Annotated in this window: 16 protein-coding genes; 8 read left to right on the forward strand and 8 right to left on the reverse strand. The window is 63.4% G+C overall.

Annotated elements, in window-relative coordinates:
* Positions 1–24: 24 nt before the first annotated feature.
* Positions 25–837: a hypothetical protein gene (locus tag U0S50_RS12945; protein ID WP_322309173.1), complete on the forward strand. Its 813-nt coding sequence runs from the start codon at positions 25–27 to the stop codon at positions 835–837.
* A gap of 7 nt (positions 838–844) precedes the next feature.
* On the opposite strand, the gene U0S50_RS12950 is transcribed toward U0S50_RS12945, so the two are convergent.
* The gene (locus U0S50_RS12950; protein ID WP_322309174.1) at positions 845–2,464 is read right to left on the reverse strand and encodes a PP2C family protein-serine/threonine phosphatase; all 1,620 of its coding nucleotides are present in this window, start codon (positions 2,462–2,464) and stop codon (positions 845–847) included.
* Positions 2,465–2,581: 117 nt separating this feature from the next.
* Here U0S50_RS12950 and U0S50_RS12955 point away from each other — a divergent pair, with 117 nt between their 5' ends.
* The 4 genes from U0S50_RS12955 to U0S50_RS12970 are packed head-to-tail and all read left to right on the forward strand — an operon-like array spanning position 2,582 to position 7,782.
* The gene (locus tag U0S50_RS12955; RefSeq protein ID WP_322309175.1) at positions 2,582–4,918 is read left to right on the forward strand and encodes an MFS transporter; all 2,337 of its coding nucleotides are present in this window, start codon (positions 2,582–2,584) and stop codon (positions 4,916–4,918) included.
* Positions 4,908–6,179, forward strand: coding sequence for a HAMP domain-containing protein (locus U0S50_RS12960; protein ID WP_322309176.1), 1,272 nt, complete (start codon positions 4,908–4,910; stop codon positions 6,177–6,179). The genes U0S50_RS12955 and U0S50_RS12960 overlap by 11 nt, the downstream gene beginning before the upstream one ends.
* Positions 6,176–6,556, forward strand: coding sequence for a Crp/Fnr family transcriptional regulator (locus U0S50_RS12965; protein WP_322309177.1), 381 nt, complete (start codon positions 6,176–6,178; stop codon positions 6,554–6,556). The genes U0S50_RS12960 and U0S50_RS12965 overlap by 4 nt, the downstream gene beginning before the upstream one ends.
* Positions 6,547–7,782 (forward strand): hypothetical protein, encoded by a 1,236-nt coding sequence (locus tag U0S50_RS12970; RefSeq protein ID WP_322309178.1) that lies wholly within the window; start codon positions 6,547–6,549, stop codon positions 7,780–7,782. The genes U0S50_RS12965 and U0S50_RS12970 overlap by 10 nt, the downstream gene beginning before the upstream one ends.
* On the opposite strand, the gene U0S50_RS12975 is transcribed toward U0S50_RS12970, so the two are convergent.
* Positions 7,779–8,111 (reverse strand): STAS domain-containing protein, encoded by a 333-nt coding sequence (locus U0S50_RS12975; RefSeq protein ID WP_322309179.1) that lies wholly within the window; start codon positions 8,109–8,111, stop codon positions 7,779–7,781. The genes U0S50_RS12970 and U0S50_RS12975 overlap by 4 nt on opposite strands.
* 101 nt (positions 8,112–8,212) lie before the next feature.
* Here U0S50_RS12975 and U0S50_RS12980 point away from each other — a divergent pair, with 101 nt between their 5' ends.
* The 3 genes from U0S50_RS12980 (at position 8,213) to U0S50_RS12990 (ending at position 10,402) form a co-directional block, all read left to right on the forward strand.
* Entirely contained in the window at positions 8,213–8,665 is a 453-nt protein-coding gene (locus U0S50_RS12980; RefSeq protein ID WP_322309180.1) for an ATP-binding protein, read from the forward strand.
* Between the two features lie 100 nt (positions 8,666–8,765).
* Positions 8,766–9,185, forward strand: coding sequence for an SET domain-containing protein (locus U0S50_RS12985; RefSeq protein ID WP_322309181.1), 420 nt, complete (start codon positions 8,766–8,768; stop codon positions 9,183–9,185).
* Positions 9,182–10,402 (forward strand): diaminopimelate decarboxylase, encoded by a 1,221-nt coding sequence (locus U0S50_RS12990; RefSeq protein ID WP_322309182.1) that lies wholly within the window; start codon positions 9,182–9,184, stop codon positions 10,400–10,402. Before U0S50_RS12985 ends, U0S50_RS12990 begins: the two co-directional genes overlap by 4 nt.
* 110 nt (positions 10,403–10,512) lie before the next feature.
* On the opposite strand, the gene U0S50_RS12995 is transcribed toward U0S50_RS12990, so the two are convergent.
* The 6 genes from U0S50_RS12995 to U0S50_RS13020 form a co-directional block, all read right to left on the reverse strand.
* Positions 10,513–11,529 (reverse strand): sugar kinase, encoded by a 1,017-nt coding sequence (locus U0S50_RS12995; RefSeq protein WP_322309183.1) that lies wholly within the window; start codon positions 11,527–11,529, stop codon positions 10,513–10,515.
* A complete protein-coding gene (locus U0S50_RS13000) occupies positions 11,526–12,317 on the reverse strand; it encodes a 2-keto-4-pentenoate hydratase (RefSeq protein WP_322309184.1) in 792 nt (263 codons plus the stop codon). The genes U0S50_RS12995 and U0S50_RS13000 overlap by 4 nt, the downstream gene beginning before the upstream one ends.
* Before the next feature lie 19 nt (positions 12,318–12,336).
* Entirely contained in the window at positions 12,337–13,083 is a 747-nt protein-coding gene (locus U0S50_RS13005; protein WP_322309185.1) for a FadR/GntR family transcriptional regulator, read from the reverse strand.
* A gap of 83 nt (positions 13,084–13,166) precedes the next feature.
* Positions 13,167–14,042 (reverse strand): alpha/beta hydrolase, encoded by an 876-nt coding sequence (locus tag U0S50_RS13010; RefSeq protein ID WP_322309186.1) that lies wholly within the window; start codon positions 14,040–14,042, stop codon positions 13,167–13,169.
* A 78-nt stretch (positions 14,043–14,120) separates the two neighbouring features.
* Positions 14,121–16,994, reverse strand: coding sequence for a TonB-dependent receptor (locus tag U0S50_RS13015; protein ID WP_322309187.1), 2,874 nt, complete (start codon positions 16,992–16,994; stop codon positions 14,121–14,123).
* A gap of 116 nt (positions 16,995–17,110) precedes the next feature.
* Complete coding sequence (locus U0S50_RS13020; RefSeq protein ID WP_322309188.1) at positions 17,111–17,956, reverse strand: rhamnogalacturonan acetylesterase; 846 nt, start codon at positions 17,954–17,956, stop codon at positions 17,111–17,113.
* Positions 17,957–17,966 lie beyond the last annotated feature (10 nt).

Here is a 17,966-nt window from a genome sequence, read left to right on the forward strand (position 1 = left end):
TTGCGCCGCCGTTCGGAGAAATCAGTGATCCGCCTTTTCCTGTCCGTTGACATGGTCGGTTCGACCGAGTTCAAGGCCCGTTTCGCCGCACAGGGCAATCAGGGCTGGCTCGAAATCTTCCGCGCCTTCTTCTCCAACTTCCCGCTCATGCTGGCAGGTCAAGTGGGGTTTGAGTTCATCGACGACGAATGCACGCCGTCCATCGACGTCTGGAAGGCGATGGGCGACGAGATTATTTTCGCGGCCGAACCGCAAAGCCCGGACGAGGCCGTTTCGATCCTCCGCGCCCTGCTGCGCGCCATGGCGCTGTACGAAGCGAAATATTTCGACCGCCTGCCACTGCGGTTGAAGGGGACGGCCTGGATCGCCGCGTTCGGCGAACAGAATATCGAACTCGACATTGCCGAACTGGCGGCCGGCGATGGCGCCAGCCACATCGATTTCATCGGCCCCGATGTCGACCTTGGTTTTCGCCTGTCCAAATTTTCGCGGCCATCCAGCCTGGTCGTCTCCCTCGACCTGCTCGAACAATTGCTGGATGCCGGCAACGTCGGCACGCTGGCCTTTCACCTCGTCGGCCGCGAAGAATTGAAAGGCGTCATGTTTGGGCGCCCCTATCCCGTCATTTGGGCCAGCGACGCCGATTGCGGTTTCGACTTTCTGCCGTGGGAGGTCGAAGCCTGCCCGCTTATGGCCGCCGCCATGGCCAGCGGCCCGACCGACAGCCAGCGATTGCGCGACACGATCGACGATATGCGCCACTATCTGCGCAAGATGCATGGGGTCGATCGCGCCCCACTTGGCTTCGGCAGCCCCGACGCGCGCGACCCGCGTTAAGTCGGCATCAGGGCCGGGTTGGCCCTTCGTAACAGACCACCAATATCGCGATATCGTCGGACTGAGGGACTTCGCCGACGAAAGCGCGAACGCTGTCGGCCAGTCCTTCGACGATATAGCGCGCCGACGGGTTCGACCGCGTGCGGTCCAGCGCGGTGCGGATACGATCGACCGTGAACAACTCGTCGTCGGGGCCCGTTGCTTCGGACACGCCGTCGGTGAACAGCACCAGCGCATCACCGGGCGCCAGGGTAAAGCGATCGGCCTGATAGGCGACATCGGCAAAAATGCCCATCGCAATCCCCTGTTTCTTGACCAATCGTTCGACGCGGCCGTCCGCCCGCACCAGGAATGGCGCCTCGTGCCCCGCGTCGCTATACGTCACCGACCCGTCGCGCAGGTCCAATATGCAGGCAAAGGCCGTCACGAACATTTCGGCGACATTGTCGCGCGCTAGCTCGGCATTCACCCGGTTCATGATTTCCGCCGTCGACGCGACCGACAGCGCCTGCGCCTTGAACAGGGTTGTCGTCATCGCCATGAACAGCGCCGCCGGAACGCCCTTCCCGGCGACATCCCCGACCACGAAAAACAGCCTGTCGCGATCGATCAGGAAATAATCGTAAAGGTCGCCGCCGACCTGCTTTGCCGGCTCCAGCATCGCAAAGACGTCAATGTCGGTGCGATCGGGGAAAGGTGGAAATTTACCGGGCAGCATCCCCAGTTGAATGTCGCGCGCCGCGGTCAGTTCGCCCTCGACCCGCTCGCGCGCCGCGGTCGCGGTCTCGACTTCCATCAGATAGCGTTGCAGGCGCGCGATCATTCCCGACATCGCTTCGGCCAGGCTGCCGACCTCGTCGCCGCGCGAACCGCCGATCTGCCGGATCTCGGCCAGCTCCTGTTCGTCGGGCTCGAAACTGCGTTCTTCCATGCTGCGCGTGAATGCCGTCAGGCGGGTCAGCGGCTGCACGATCCGGCCGATCAGCAACCAACCGATCGCAAGCGACAGGGCGAACATGACCACCCCGACGCCGATCGACTGCAACAAGGCAGCGCGCAGCTTTGCATCGAGGTGGCCAAGGTCGATATCCGCACCGATGACATAGGTGCGCCCGTCGCGCATCCGAACCGGCGTATAGATCGACCGGAAACGCCCAAAGGCGTCGCTATATTCATCATACCGAATCCGGTGGTCGACAAAGCTCCGGTGCAGCTTCGCCGGCGCCGTGTCGTACAGCGCGAAATAGCGCGTCTGCGACCCGGCCCGCATCTCCTCGACCGTCGCGCTGGTCGCGACGGTGCGGATCTGCGCCCCGAACTTCATATAGGTATAGGCATAGGACAGGCCCGACGCATTGGCGAAGCCTGACAACCGGTCCTGCAGCGCGTCAAACTCTTCGGGCGAGATCGAATCCATGTGGCGGATGCGCTCATGATATCCCGGCGGCACGATTTCCTTCACCGCATAGGCGGCGGTGCGCAACTGATTGTCGATCCCGATCAGGATTTCGGCGCGGTCGATCCGGTACAGGACGAGCGAATAGGCCGATGCCGCGACCAGATTCAGCACGAACAGCAACAGCAACAGCTGGGGCTTAAGCCCGAATTTTCTTTTTCGTTCCGACATCGCCCCTGGCGCCATCATCGCCGCTTTATACGATGCTGGCAACCGTGCGACTGACTTCGTCAACATTTTGTTGCTATGCGCAAATATCGAAGGGCCGGGACGACAGGGGAGGGGCGGGTGATCGACAGGCTGAACCGTCTGCTTCGCGTCGAGCGGCACGAATGGTCGAAACTGTTTCAGTTCGGGCTGTTCGGCTTTCTGCTTCAAATGGGCATGGGGGTCGGGTTCAGCGCCGGCGACGCCGCCTTTTTCGGCAATGTCGGCGCGGGCGCGCTGCCGGTCATCTTCATCCTCACCCCGCTCGTCATGCTCGTTTACACGGGCCTGTTTTCGGCGTTGATGATGCGGCTATCGCTCGATCATGTCGTGACGGCAACGCTGGTCCTGCTCGCGGTCGGCGGGCTGGCCTTCTGGTTCCTTCTGGGCCGCGCGGAAGGCAGCGAGCCGCTCTACTATGCGCTCAAGCTCTATCTCGCGATGTGGTACATCGCGCTCTACAGCCTGTTCTGGAATTATACCGACGCATTTTTCGACATTCAGGATGCAAAACGGCTATTTCCGCTGTTCGCCGCATTTTGTGCGCTGGGAACCGCGACCGGCGGACTGGTCGTCAGCCTGCTCGCCGAAACCGTCTCGCTGGCGGGATTCCTGCTCTTTTGGGCCGCAATCGCGCTCGCGACCATCCCCCTCGCCCGCGCGCTCGGCCGCCGCTGGACGAAACTCAACGAAAATGACCTGGAAGAATCCCCCCCCTCCCCCAACATTGCGGGCCAAGTCGCTATTTTAGCGACCAATTTCCGGAAATCCCCGTTCACGCTGGCGTTAACCGCGACGCTGTTCGTCACGCTGTTGATGACCAACCTCGCCGAGTATCAATATGCGGAGGTTTTTCAGCAGGGCCGAACCGAAGCCGAACTCGCGGCATTGTTCGGATCGCTTTATGCGTTTTCGAATATCTTCAATCTTTTCGTATGTCTCTTTTTGTTCAACAGGTTGATCGCGCGGATCGGCGTCCGCAACGTGGCCTTCATCCTGCCTTTCGCTTATTTCGGCGTGTTCGGATTTTTCTTCCTCGACGGCGGCTATTGGGCGGCGGTCGCGGCTTTTGTCGCGTATCACGGCGTTTTGACGTCGATCGAATACAACAATCAGAACCTGCTGTTCAACGCCATGCCATCGGGCGTCAAACGCACGCTTCGCACGATAATAGAGGGCATGTGCGAACCGCTCGCCAGTCTGGTCGCCGGTCTTTTCCTCCTTTACGCGGCCAAATATGTCGATGCGCGCGAGCTGTCGGGAATAGGCGTCATGCTGGGCGCGCTGCTGATCGCGATCGTCGTGACGCTGCGCCAGCTTTATCCGGCAGCCATGGCCGGCAACATGCGCCGCGGCTGGCTGGACTTCGGCGCGATAGCCGCATCACCCGATGGCGACGATCGCCAGCCTGTCGCCCATGACCGCATCCGGACCTTGCTTGCGGAGACGGCGGCCGCGACGCCGCGACGCCGCCGTCAGATTGGTGCGGCACTGATCGACCATGGCGAAACCGCCATCCCGCCGCTCGTCGCCGCGCTGCGCGATCGCCGACACCCCTATCCGACGCGGGCCGTCGCCGCTCGCGCGCTTGCAAGCCTCTCGCTTGCTCAGTTCGTCGTTCAATCCGACGCGCTGCTCGAACTGGAAATCGGGGAAGCCCGGCAGGCGGCCGATGGCGCCGCCAGCCTCGACGCCGCCGCCGATGCGTCAGGGCTGACCGCGCTGCTCGCCCGGGCCCAGCGCGAACGCGCGAGCGCCGCGATCGATTTCCTGCTGGAAATTCTGGCCCTGCGAGGCCTGCTGCCCGACGCCGACCTGTTGATCGTGTCGCTGCATTCGTCGAATGCAAAGGTTCGTGCCAATGCGATGGAGACGATCGAAACCGGGCTCGGTCACAAATTGTTCCGGCAGATCGATAGCATATTGCGCCCAAACCCGCGCGAGCGGGACGCGCCCCCGTCCCTCGCCAACATCACCGAATTGGCCCGCGCCTCGCTCGACCAGGGAAGCATGATCGAGGCGGCGATCGCGCTCGCCCTTCTCGACGACCGGCTGTCGATCGCGGATTTCGCGGCGATCACGGCACCGATCATTCGCGCCGACATGCCGGAACCGCTGCGGTGCCAGATATTGGCGCAGATGGCGATGCGCCCTCAACAGGGCCCCGGCCTCGTGCCCATGGTCGATGCCTTGGCCCGCCATCCCGATTTCGGCGGAGCAACCCTTGAAGCGCTCGCCGATCTGGCCGCCATGGCACAATGCACCCCGCCAGGCGCAACGCCAGCGTTCGGTTGCGCCGCGCGCGGCGGCGAAGCCTTCTGGATCGGTCATGCCCATATTCGCGACGTCGCCGCCCGACGCCCCGATCTGGCGCTCGTGATGCTGCGTGTGCAGGACGGGCGCGCCCATGCGGCCTGAGCGTAAACTCGGCATCCGGGCGCTGCTCCTAAGGGTCTTTCTGCCCATCGTCGTGGCGGTGGCGACGCTGTTCGCCACGCTCGTGTATCTGCGGCTCGACGCCACCATCATACGGCAGTTCGACGACCGGCTGATCACGACCAGCGCGCTCGTCGGCGCCCTTGTCGACCCGGAAGATCACGACTGGCTGATCGAGACGGCAGCGGCCGGCGGCGATTTGACCGCTGCGGAAGCGGACATTCGCTATCGCCGCAATGTCGAGCCGATGCGCCGGATCCGCGCGCAACTGGGGCTGACGTATATCTATACGCAAGTCATCACGTCGCCGTCGGAGGTACGCTATATTCTGGACGGCACCGAGGGCCCGGAACACACGAACCTCGGCGCACCCGACACGCTGCCGCCCGATACGATGGCCGGGCTTCATGATGTTCAGGCCCAGGCGCACACCTATGTCTCGCCGGTGGAATATCAGGAACAATGGGGATTGCTGAAAGCCGGAGCCGCGCCCGTTTACGGCGCCGATGGAGCGATCCGCGGAACGGCCGGTGCCGACGTCAATGTATCGGTGCTGCGTGTCGCGACACAAAATGCCCTGTACCTGAGCGCGATGGCCGGCCTCGCTTCGCTGCTCGCATGCCTGTTGGTGACGCTTCGGATCATGCGGCATGTCGCGCGGCCCATCCAAAAGCTGACCCAGGACGCCCTGCGCATCGCGGCGGGCGATCACCATGACCCGGCCACGATCGACAGCCCCGCCGAGGTCAAAAGGTTGCAGCGCGCGCTGGCCGGATTGAACGATCATGTGACCGCCGACCTGAGGGCGGCCGAGGCACGGGCCGACCGGCACCGGTCGGCGGCGACCGAACGCTGGTTTCTCGGCCGACACGCGCCCGGCCGCGCGCCCGTGGTCCTCGCCGACCGCCCCGATCTGCTGCTGCTATGGCTGCCCCTGACAGACGACAGCTTGCCCGTCGCCCTGGCCCATCGCGCCATGATGCTGCTGGGCGACAGGATCGCCATATGCCCCGAACTGGCGGAACAGGTCGAGCATCTGGCGGACCGCGATCATGGGGCCCTGCTTCGTTTCGACCGACAAGCCCGGCGGCTGTCGCAGTCTGGCCCCGCGCCCATTGATCTGGAGAGTGAATCCGGGCCGCTCCACCTGGTTCCCGGTCGGGCAATCCTGCTGGCGACCGACGTTTCGGACCTGCGATACCGGAACATGCCGATCCCGCTGACGAAAGGCGGCAAGCGATGATGCAAGAGATCACCGCCATGCTGAAGGCCACCCCGCCTTTCGACTGCCTGACCGACAGCGAATGCGCCCTTGTCGCGGCGCAAGTCCGTCCGGCGCGCTTCGAAGCCGACGCGCTGCTGGTCGAAGCGGGCAAGCCCGCGGATGTGCTGCATATCGTTACCGACGGATGGGCCGTGGCGGGGAACGTGCGAATGCCCGCCCTGTTCGATGTCGCGTCATTGCTTTTTTCCCTGCCGGTCCTTGCGCCTTATCGTGCGGGGCCAGAGGGCATGCATTCGCTATGCCTGGCGCGGCCACACCTGTTCACCATTGCGCGGGAATGCCCCGAGTTCATTGTCGCTCTGCTCGACCTCGGTTCCCTGCAATCATGCGCTTGAGAAACATCATATTGGCCGCCTCTGTGCCGCTGTTGATGCTGCTGGCCGCGATCAATGGCGCTTTGCTCTATTTTCAAAGCAAGGCGGAGATGCTGCGGGGTATCGACAACCGGGCGCTCGCCGCCGCCGTCACCGCGGCAGAGTTTCTGTCCTCCATCGACCACGCCTCGCCCGTCGACGTGGCTTCGGAACGCCGCGATGCTCTCGCCGCCGCCGCCAGGCATGTGGATGGGCTGGACGGATATTATCTGGTCGACGGTGCGGGAAATATCGTGGCGCTGGCCCCCGCCACCCGCCGATGGGTGCCCGGTCGCGACCAGCCGCCTTCCGGCCGCCGCGTGACACCGCTTATGCGCGACCCCGATGGCCGCCGCTACGTCGCCGCGCAGGCGCGCCTCGCATCCGGCGGCTTCGTCGCCGCTCGCATCGATGCCGAACCCATGTTCCAGCAACTGGATGCCCTGTTGCGCCGGATCCTTGTCGGCGTCGCCTTCGCGGCCATGATCGGTATCGTGGCGGGCTGGTATGTCGCGGGTCGGATTCGCAAGGAATTGGCCGCCAGCCGCGCGATTATCGACGCGATCGACGGCGGCTTGCCGCTTCCCGATACGGATGCGCTGCGAATTGCCGAAGCCGCCGACCTCGCGGCGGCCCTGCGATTGCTCGATGCTGGCCGCAACGCCGCCATATCCGCGCTCGACCAAAGCCTTGCGCGGGAGGACGAGGGCAGGGACGAAGCCAGCGCCTTCGCCTCGTTGCGCCGCGCGCATGTCCCGCCGATCGATACCGCCTTGGCGGGTGCCGCCATTGCGGTTCGTTTTTGCGGAAATGTCACGCCCGGCAGCTTTGCCGCCCTCTGCCATTCGGGTGACAAGGCCGCACTGGTGATCGGCGAATGTTCCGCGACAACCCCGATCGACGCTCTGGCGATGGCGCTGTCGGCCCGGCGTTTCCTGGAAAACGGCTGGTGGGACATGCCCGAACGGCCGATATGCGATATCGTGCGATCGGCGTTCAACGTGACGCGAATGGCCCATATGACGTGGTCCGCCGAAACGCGGCCCGGCAAGCTGGTCCTGACCTGCCTTGCGGATGATGCGACGGCGAGCGCTGCCGAAACCTATATCGCGGCGACCCCCGATGGATCGCCGCGTGCGGCGCTCGACCGGATCGCCGCCCTTCTCAAACCCGACGGGGTCTTCGCCTTGATCGGGCCCGCCGATTAACCGATGGCCGCAAGCCCGGCGTCGATATCGTCGGCGATCGTGAAGATGGCCGTAAAGCCGCTGATCTCGAACACCTCATATACGGAGGGCGACAGACCCGTCAGAACAAGCTTGTGCCCGCTCGCCTTCGCCGCCTTCACGCCCTTCAGAAAGACGCGCAGCCCTGCCGAACTGACATAGGCGACCGAGGAAAGGTCCATGATCGTTGCCGCATGCTGCTGCACCCGCTCCGGCAACACCGCTTCCAATGCCGGAGCGCTGTTGCTGTCGATCCGGCCCGATGCCGCGACGAGCCAGGCGCCATCGATCTGCTTTTCCGTGATATCCATGCCTGCCCCATAAGCTTCGCGTAACGCGGCGTCGCCAACCATTATGTAGTGATTGTGAAATTTTTCCACTCGATTAAGCTGAAGCCCCGCAAGCGTCCGCCTTGCCTTCTGGAACGATCGGTGTCGTGAAGACAGAATTTAGCCGCACCCTGTCCGATGGAAATGCGGGCTTGCAGGCCTTGCTGGATGCTGCGGAGCAGTTTTTCACGGACCATGCGGTTCCGGATCGAACGGCGGCGCAAATTCTGGTCGCTCTGGATGAAATCACCAGCAACATCTTCGTCCATGGAAGCAGCGCTGCCGAACCAACCGTTCACGTCCGCCTGCGCAAGGCGCCGGATCGCGTAGCCATTGAAATCGTGGACGATGGCGCGGCTTTCGATCCGCTTGCGGCAACGCCCCCCGATATCAGCCTGCCGGTGGAAGAGCGTCCGATCGGTGGGCTGGGGCTCCATATCGTGCGCAAAACCATGGATAATCTTCGCTATGATCGCGATCACGGACAGAACCGGCTACGATTTTATAAGAGATTCGCACTAGACGATGGGGTTTAGGGACCGCGGGCCGTGACGGTGGGATGTCCGGCAGCACAGGGGTTTGCGAATGGTTTTGGCATCGCGAAAGGGCGATGGCGCTCCGATAAAGGAAGCGCCAATGTTGGGCATATCCCGCGATGATGATTTCGGTCTTTGCGTTCGCGCGCGGCGCGACTGCATAGAAGGAACCGTAATCGAACGCTTTGACGGCAACGTCGGTACACTCGTGTCGCAGCACAGCCTGCAGATCCGGCCCGGTCTCCATATTTCCGGAACGCGCCATATCGGCTTTCTTTCGCACGGCTGCGATCCCAATTGCCGTCTCGACATGACGCATTTCGAACTGGTCGCGCTTCGCCGGATCAGGAATGGCGAACTTTTGACGATCGACTATTCGGAAACCGAAGATCGCCTGTTCGCGCAATTCGCCTGCATTTGCGGATCGACCCGTTGCCGCCGTTGGATCACGGGACGAAACGAGGCGGCGACCCCGACCGGGCAACGCTTTCTGGCGGCGCTGACCCGCGTACCGGCGTGACCCCCGACGCGGCAGGCACGGGGTTCTGGTGGGAGCGTGACGAGCTTCGATATCGTCATGGACGATTGACCTTTGCGGGCGCCGACGTTGCCGCGCTCGCCGCCACGGCGGAAGGCCCGCTCTATCTTTATTCCGCCGCCCGCATCCGCGCCAATCTGGCCCGGCTGCGGGAAGCGCTGCGCAGCACCGAAAGGCCCCACCGCGTCTATTATGCGATGAAGGCAAATCGGAACCCGCAGATCCTTTCCATGCTGGCCGGGACCGGCGAATGCGGCATCGACATCTGTTCGCCGGACGAACTGGACCATGCCTTGGCCTGTGGCTTTCCGGTAGAACGCATCAGCTTTACCGGCACCGGCGTGTCGCGGCGGGACATGGCCCGGTTGCTCGCGCACGACGGGCTGACGATCAACTGCGATTCGATCGGCATGATCGACCGGATCGGCGATCAGCTTCCAGGGCGCGAAATAGGCATTCGGGTCAATCCCGGTCGCGGCGTTGGCTATGGCGACGATCCGCGCCTGACCTACGCCGGGATGCGAACGACGAAATTCGGTATCTATCGCGAACAATGGGACGCGGCGCTTGCCACCGTCCGCAATCGCCATCTGCGTGTCACCAGCCTGCATTTTCACGTCGGTTGCGGATATCTGGATCGGCAACTTGGCGATTGGGAGGCCGCACTGGCGGCGGGGCTGCAATTTCTCGACCAGCTTCCCGACGTCCGCGTCGTCAACATCGGCGGCGGGCTTGGCCTTCCCCACCGCGCCGGCGACCAGCCGCTCGATCTGGCGCGATGGGCGAGCGCGCTCCGCCACCATTTCGCCGGCCGTCCGGTCGAAATTGCCGTCGAGCCCGGCGACTATCTGGTGAAAGACGCCGGAATGCTGGTCCTCGGCGTCACCAATGTCGAACGCAAGCGCGATACATTGTTCGTCAGCGTCGATGGAGGCTTCAACCTGCATCCCGAACCCGCATTTTACGGCCTGCCATGCGAACCGGTCGCCTGCGTCCCGCGGACCGCCGATGTCGCGGCGTGGCAGCGCTGCACGATCGCAGGGAATATCAATGAAGCGCTCGACCTGTGGGGCGAGGATATCGCCATGCCGCCATTTGAGGAGGGCGATTATATCGCCCTACTCAACGCCGGCGGCTATGGCGCGGCCATGAGCTCCAACCATTGCATGCGCGGAAAATTCCAGGAGCGGCTGATCTGACAAGCCGCCCCTTTCTCCTGACGATATAGGGCGAAAACGGACAGGGCGGCGTATAGCGGGCCGTTGATGGCGGGGTGACGCGAACCGGGACTCGCGGCGGGGCCGCCAATCTATCGCCGCACGTCGCCCGCCCCCACCGACGCGCTTTCGACGACGGCGCGGGAAAAGGGGGCGAAATCACCGCGCAGCCCGTGCTTCAGCAGCGACAGGCCCAACCCGCGTGCGGCGGCCTCAAGCCCCTCCCCCTGCCACAGGCCGTCGAGCACGCCCGCCGCGAAGGCATCGCCCGTCCCGACGCGATCGACGATGGGCGCGACCGTTGCCGGCTGGGTCGATACGGCGCCATCCCGGCTGTCGATCCGCGCCGTGATGTGATGCTCCCCTTCCCCGACAATATGCCGGGCGGTCGATGCGACATAATCCAGCGCCGGATACTGGTCGAGCAGCGCCAGCGCCGCTTCGCGCCGCCTTTCCGTTCCCTCGCCCGAAAATGGCCGCCCCAGCAACAGGCTGGCATCGCGGTGATTGCCGAACAGCACATTGGCCTCCGCAACGATCGCGCTCAATATCGATCGGGGGTCCGCCTCCCAGCGTTCCCAAAGCCGTCCGCGCCAGTTGCCGTCGAACGATACGCCGATCCCCGCGGCGCGTGCGGCCCGTACCGCCGCCAACGCCGCCTGCGCGGAACTCGCCCCCAGCGCCGGCGTCACGCCCGACACATGCAGCCAGTCGGCGCCGGACAGAAGATCGTCCCACCGCCATACGTCGGCATCAAGGCCGGCAAAGGCAGACGCGGCGCGGTCATAGGTCACTTCCGCCGGACGCCCCGGCCCGCCCGAAAGATGATAATATAACCCCATGCGCCCCGGATGGCGGCCGACCCTGTCGACGGCCACGCCATGCCGCCGCAACTCCCCCAGCGCGCCATCGCCGGCCGGGCCGTGCGGGACCGCGCTGATCATCCGGCTATCATGACCCATCGCGGCAAGGGCGACCGCGACATTCGCCTCCGCACCGCCGACGAAAGCGTCAAAGCGCGGCGACTGAAACGGCAGCTCGCCCGGCGGCACCGACAGGCGCACGACAAGCTCGCCGAAACAGGCGACGGTGCGGCGGGTAAAAGTCATGATGAATATCCGGTTTCGGGAACGGCGACACAGGAAATGGCGAGATCGGCGCCGAAGCGCGCCGTCGCCACCTCTCCCGGCGCGAAAGGATGAACCCCGGTGATCGCGCCCGCCGAAATCCACTGCCCAGGCGCCAGCACGATCATCCCGCGCAGGTGAAGATCGACCAGAAAGCGAAGCGCGCCCAAGGGGCCATCCAATATGTCGACGGCGCGCCCTTGTCCGACCAGCGTTCCGCCAATCCGCGTTTCGACGGGCACATGGTCGAAATCGTCAGCGGACAGCGACGGCCCGATCAAAATGCCGTTGTTGATGCCATTGTCGGAAATGATGCCAAAGGGCGCGTGATCATGAACGTCGGGGGCAGGAGAACTGGCGACCTCGAAGCCCGCGCAAACGGCATCGACATAGCCGCGAGCCTCCGCATCGTCCCGCAGCACCCGGTCCGGCACGCCGGCAAGGCGCAGCATCACCTCGACTTCGATCGCCGCCGCGCCGCCCACAAAAACCGCGGCCTCGCCCGGCGCCTCGCCAGACAGCATCGCACAGCGGAGCACCGGCCCCGCCAGCCGCTCGGCAGCCAGCACGCCCGTCATCGCAGGCGGAATGCGTCCCACCTTCCACCCCCTCACGGGCGAACCAAGCCCGGCAAGGAGGCGGCGCTGACAGGCATAGGCGTCCTCCAGCGTATCGGGCACCGGCCCCGGAAAGGCCGCCAATGCCGCACCGGACTGGCGCGCCGCACAGAGGATCGCCGCCGGATCGCCGGCGTGTGCACCGTCCTTCATGCGGGCGTCCAGATCGACATCAGGCGAGCTTTGCGCTCAGCAAGTAACGCTCGCGGCTTTCGGCCGAGCGCTGACGCAATTCGACCAGCGCGCGTTCTTCGGTTTCGTCGAGCATCGATTCGAGCAGACGATTGAAATGACGCCGCATCGCCAGGCGCGCGCCCGCCGCGTCCCGCTTTTGCAGCGCGACGACGACGTCGGCATGCTCGGCTTGCCGCGCCTTGCCGTCCTTGCGGCAAACCATCGAATGGCTGGTGCGCACATCGGGCAATTCCATCCGCATCCGCCACAGGCTTTCGATGACATGGATGATGGCCTTGTTGTTCGATGCGGCCGCAATGGTCATATGGAACTCGCGGTCGATGGCGCTGATCTCGTCCTCGCTGGCCTGTTCGTCGGCCATGGCGTCGAGCAGTTCTTCCAGCCTGGCGAGCGTTTCGGCCGAAATGGTCGGCGCGGCGAGCGCCGCCGCTTCCGCCTCGAACAGCGAACGCGCCTCGGTCAGTTCGAACGCGCTGACCTCCGGCAAGCGGCCGTTGTTGCCGGGAAGTTCGGACGCGACATAGGCGCCCGCGCCGGTCCGGATATGGATCCACCCCGTTGCCTGCAACGCGATCTCGGCTTCGCGGATCGTGACGCGGCTCACCTCGAAACGCTCCGACAGCTCCCTTTCGCCGGGCAGGCGCGTCCCCGGCGGATAGATTCCCTCCAGAATCAAACGGCGAATTTCGTCCGCGACATCCTCAAAAAGACGGCGTTCGGCCATGGCTCAATCAACTCCCCGCTTAAGTACAGCAAGGTTCATACAATCCGGTATGACAAGTTTGAAGCCCATGACCGCGATGATCATCAGTTTTTCGAAACGCAAACGGCAGCATCCAGCAATTTGCGCCCGCACAAAAAGGAAATGGCCCGGCCGACGACAGCGCGATTGCTTTCCGGATCAAATTTTCCGTGGCCCCCACCCGCAACGACGAACAATTCGGACGGAACCTCCAGCGCGTCGAGGCGATGCTTGAGATCGATCGACTGCGCGACGGGCACCACAGGGTCGGCATCGCCATGCACGATGAAAATGGGCGGGCTGTCGGCCGCGAGCCAGGTCACGGGCGACATGGCACGTTCCAACGCCGCGGCGTCAGGCCCCTCGCCGATCCAGTTCGCCACCGTTCCATGTCGCGCAGCGGAGCCCGCGCTGGCGGCGGCAAGATCGGATGGGCCATAGAAATCAAGGATCGCCGCCGCCTTCGGCACGTCGCGGCACGCGTCGCTGTCCACCATATTGGTGGCCGGAAGCAAACCCGCCATCAGCGCCAGATGCCCACCCGCCGAGGTGCCGGTGACGATGATCCGTTCCGGGTCGAAACCGAAACGCGCGGCATTGGCCGCCACCCATTGCAGCGCACAGCGGGCATCGGTCACGGCCGCGGGGGCTCGCGCCTGCCCCGCCAACCGATATTGCACGGTCACAAGCGACATGCCCGCCGCAAGATAGGGCCGAAATCCGGTCCAGTTTTCCGGGCGTTGCCCCCGCGCCCACCCCCCACCGTGGAAATGGACGAGCACCGGCGTCGGCGCCTTGGCCGCATCGCGGTGGACATATATGTCAAGGTTCAGCGCGGTATCGTCGACCATTCGATAGACGATGTTTCGAACGATCGTTTCGGGCGCCGGATCCTGTCCCATGGCGGGGCTCGCCGCCGCCGCGATGATGCTCGCCAGCACAAGCCGTGCCCTCGCCCAGGGTCGAAGGACGAAAGCACGGCAGACTGAAACGAACGACAGCTTCATATCGAACGCGCCCTAGATCCGTGCCCGGATACCGATGAAATATTTCGACCCATAATAATGATACTGCCGGGTGCTGCCATAGACCGGCATATATGTCGATTTGGGTTCGTTGAAGATGTTCAACGCTTCGAACCGCAGCGAAACCCCCTTCATCAAGTTCAGCGACGCCCGGAAATCGACGGTCTCGCTGGGGCCGACGAAACGAAGCTGCGAATTGCCGCCAACAAAATCCTGATAATATTTCGACCGGTAATTGTAGATCGCCTGCAGCGATACCGGGCCGATATCATAATAGGCCTGCGCCGACAGCACATGCTTGGAATATCCCGACAATCCCGCCGCCGGGATGATACCGGGCGACACGCTGTCGGTTTCAGGATGATATTCGTCGCCAAGGCGGATGTCGTGATTTTCGAAGTTCGAGTCCGCATAATTATAGCTGACCTTCGCCCCCAATCCGTCGAGCGGCTTGGGCAGGAAGCTGAAGCGCGTCGCCGCGGTCAACTCCAGGCCATAGATGCGCGATTTGTCAGGACTGTTGCGCGTCTGGCTGACCGGAATGGTCACGGCCTGTCCGTCGATCGTGAACTCTTCGTTGAAGACCACCGGCTGGAAGCCGCCATTGAACTGCTTGTAATAGAGCGTCGCCGACAGAAGGCTGTCCTTGTTCGGATACCATTCGACCGCGGCATCGGCGTTCCATGACATCAGCGGCTTGAGGCGCGGGCTGCCCGTCGCCGTGATGTTCCGGATCGCATCTTCGATCGTCGTGTGGCTATTGCCACTTTCCAGCAGGATGTCGCGACCGGCACCAAGCGCGCTCGGCGCGGGGCGCGACATGGCGCGATAACCTGCGAGCCGGACCAGCACATCCGGCGCCGCTTCGAAAATCGCATTCACACTGGGAAGGATGCGCGTATTGCGGCTCTTGATCGTGACGGCGTCGAAATCCCCGGTCGTATCGAGACGGATCGTGCCGTCACCATTATCGATAACGATCAGATCGCTCCGCAGACCCACCGATGTCACCCGCGTGTTGACGACGCGCACGCCAACATTGCCCCTTACCGGCATGTCGCCAAGGTCAGCATCATATTCCGCCATTACATAACCCGCGAGCGTCCGTTCGGTGACATTGCGACTGCCGATCGAACGAATATCGTCGGGAAGACCGGGATCTTCGACGCCGACATATTCGCGGAAAAGGCAATTCGTATCGAAGGTTGCCCAGCTGTTGATGATATTGCCCTTGGCGGCCGTCAGGAAACCCGTCTGCGGAAAGCTCTGCCTGCAAAGATTGTTGATGCGATTGTCTTCGGCCAGCGATGGATTGAAGTTGAAATCACCGTTACGGGCCGAATAATCTTCATAGCTCAGCTCTGACCAGCGAGCGCCAGCCGAAACACGACTGAGAAAGCCGTCCATTTCATAGGACGCATCGAACCGCGCGGCGACAATCTCATTCTCGCGGCGGCTCTCGTCGCGGCGGAAACGGGCATCATCCCAGAACAGGTCGTGATTGTTGAGATCGAAACGCGGATCGATCGTGATCGTCGGCACGAAACTGCCGGGTGCCAGTTCATATGTATAGGGAACGCGGATGTTGTTATTGTTTGGACCGGCAAAGAAATTGAGCGCGCCGTTGACGTCCCTCTGATCGGTACGCAGCCGGAAGTTGCGCGCGACATCCTTGCGAATGGTCCGCGAATAGCTGCCATCGACGGTCAGCGTCAGCCGCTCGCTCGGCTGCCATTCAACCGAAAGGCCACCGCCCAGATATTCTTCGCTGCGCGACTGGATCGTCCCGTTCGATTCCAGCGCGCTTTGGCCTTCGGCATAACGAATGATATGATTTTCGTCATATTCGACATTGGCCAGGCTGCGGCGCGCTTCCGAGATCGTCAGATCGTTCCGGTTCTCGACAAAGCGGCGGTCGGAATATTGCACGTCGAGATTGACGTTGAACTGGTCCGAAGGACGCCACTGGATCGCGCCGAAAATGGCGTCGCGCTTGTCCTTCTCGCTGATCTGGCGGAAAATATAGCTGTTCGGGACCAGATAAAAAGGCAAATCCTGATCATATTGGTCGCGGGCATATTCGGTGCAATTGCCGTTGGCGACGACAATGTCGGCGCGGCACGCGGTCCAGGTGCTGCTGCCCGCCATCGTTTCTTCGGGATTGTTCGTGTCGTTGCGCTGCACGCCGATCGCAATACCGATCGTATCATTCGCGAACTGGTCGACATAGCTCAGCGTCCCGCGCCAGCCGATGCCGCCTTCGCCGACAATGCGGTCGCCATAGGGATTATACTGTGCCTTCAGCTCGCCCTGCAGGCGCCGCTTGCCAAAATCGAGCGGACGCAGCGTGCCGATCTCGATCGTTCCCGCGACGCCACCTTCGACCAGATCGGCCTGCTGCGTCTTGTATATCTTGATATTATTGACCAGTTCCGACGGAAACTGGTTGAAATTGACCGACCGGTCGCCGCTGCCGTTGCTGGCGTCGCGACCGTTGAAGGTTGAGTTGCTGAGAAAGGGCCCCAGGCCCCGCAACGCGATTTCCGACGCATCCCCCTTTTCGCGGTGGGTCGTCGCGCCGGTGATGGTCTGAATGGCCTGGCCTACGGAAATGGCGGGGATATCGCCGATGTCGTCCGCCGACAGCGCATCGACAATCGCGGTTTCCTGGCGCTTCACATTGATCGAATCCTGGATCGTCGCACGGATGCCGCTGACGACAATCGCGTCCCCTTCGGCCTCGCTCCCCTGCTCGGCCGCCACATCCTGCGCCGCCACCGGCCCCGCGACCAGCAACAGCGCCGGCCCCACACCCGCAAGCAACGCGGCGCGCAGCGCCCGGACACGATCCTGGTCGTACGAAATCACACTCTCTCTCCCTCGAATATCGATTCTGTTCTGACCAATGTGGTCGCCCACTCAGGCCATATTGTCAACCAATATGTAAGCCATCATGGACTAACCACTTTGAAAGTCCAATTTCGTCAGCGGACGAGTTGGCTCCGCAGCGCGGGGACAGCCTGCGCCAGGGCGTCAGTCACCAGCCGTGCGGTCACTTCCGCTCCGACATTGCCCAGATGGGTGTAATCGAACTTGCGCGTCACTTGACCGCGGGCGCCCTTCCCCTCGATCGCCGGGGGAGGCGGAGGGGCCGGACGCGCCGACAGCGTCGTCCCGGCCTTTGCCGCCGCCAGTTCTTCGGCGGTCGGCGGCTCCTGTGCCAATTGGGTCGCGGTCTCCGCCCCCATTTTCTGTGTCTGGGCGGCGCTCAGGGCGTTGAGGTCGACAAGCGGAACGTCCATCGCCTTGGCGACGCCGCGCACCTCGTCCGACCAGCTTGCGAGGCTGTTGTAAAGCTGGCCATCACGAAATTCGCGCCGGGTCAGCGGCGTGACGAGCACCGGCACCGCGCCCGCCGCGCGCACGTCCGCGACGAAACGGCGAAGATTGGCGGGAAACTCGCCCTTCTCCTCCGTCCAGCGTTCGGGCCGGCTCGATTGGTCATTGTGCCCGAACTGGATCAGCACCCATGCGCCGCGATAACCCGGCACGCTCGCTTCGGCGACCGCGATGTCCCACGACCCTTCCTGGCGATAGCTACGGCTACTCCGTCCCCCGCGCCCGGCATTGACGCAGGCGACGGATGATTTGACATGATATGCGCAAAAGGCGCCGCCCCATCCGCTGTGCGGCGCCATCGTCGAATCGCCGACCAGAATGATCTTGTAGGGCTGAAGCGCGGGCGCATCGCTCCGCTCGCGCTCCTTGGCCTGGACCCCGCCTGCCAATGCGGCGGCGACAATCGCCGCCGCGCCTAGAAACCTGCGCATAACCATCTCC

Origin of the sequence: Sphingopyxis sp., assembly GCF_034380315.1 — a bacterium.
GTDB lineage: Bacteria > Pseudomonadota > Alphaproteobacteria > Sphingomonadales > Sphingomonadaceae > Sphingopyxis.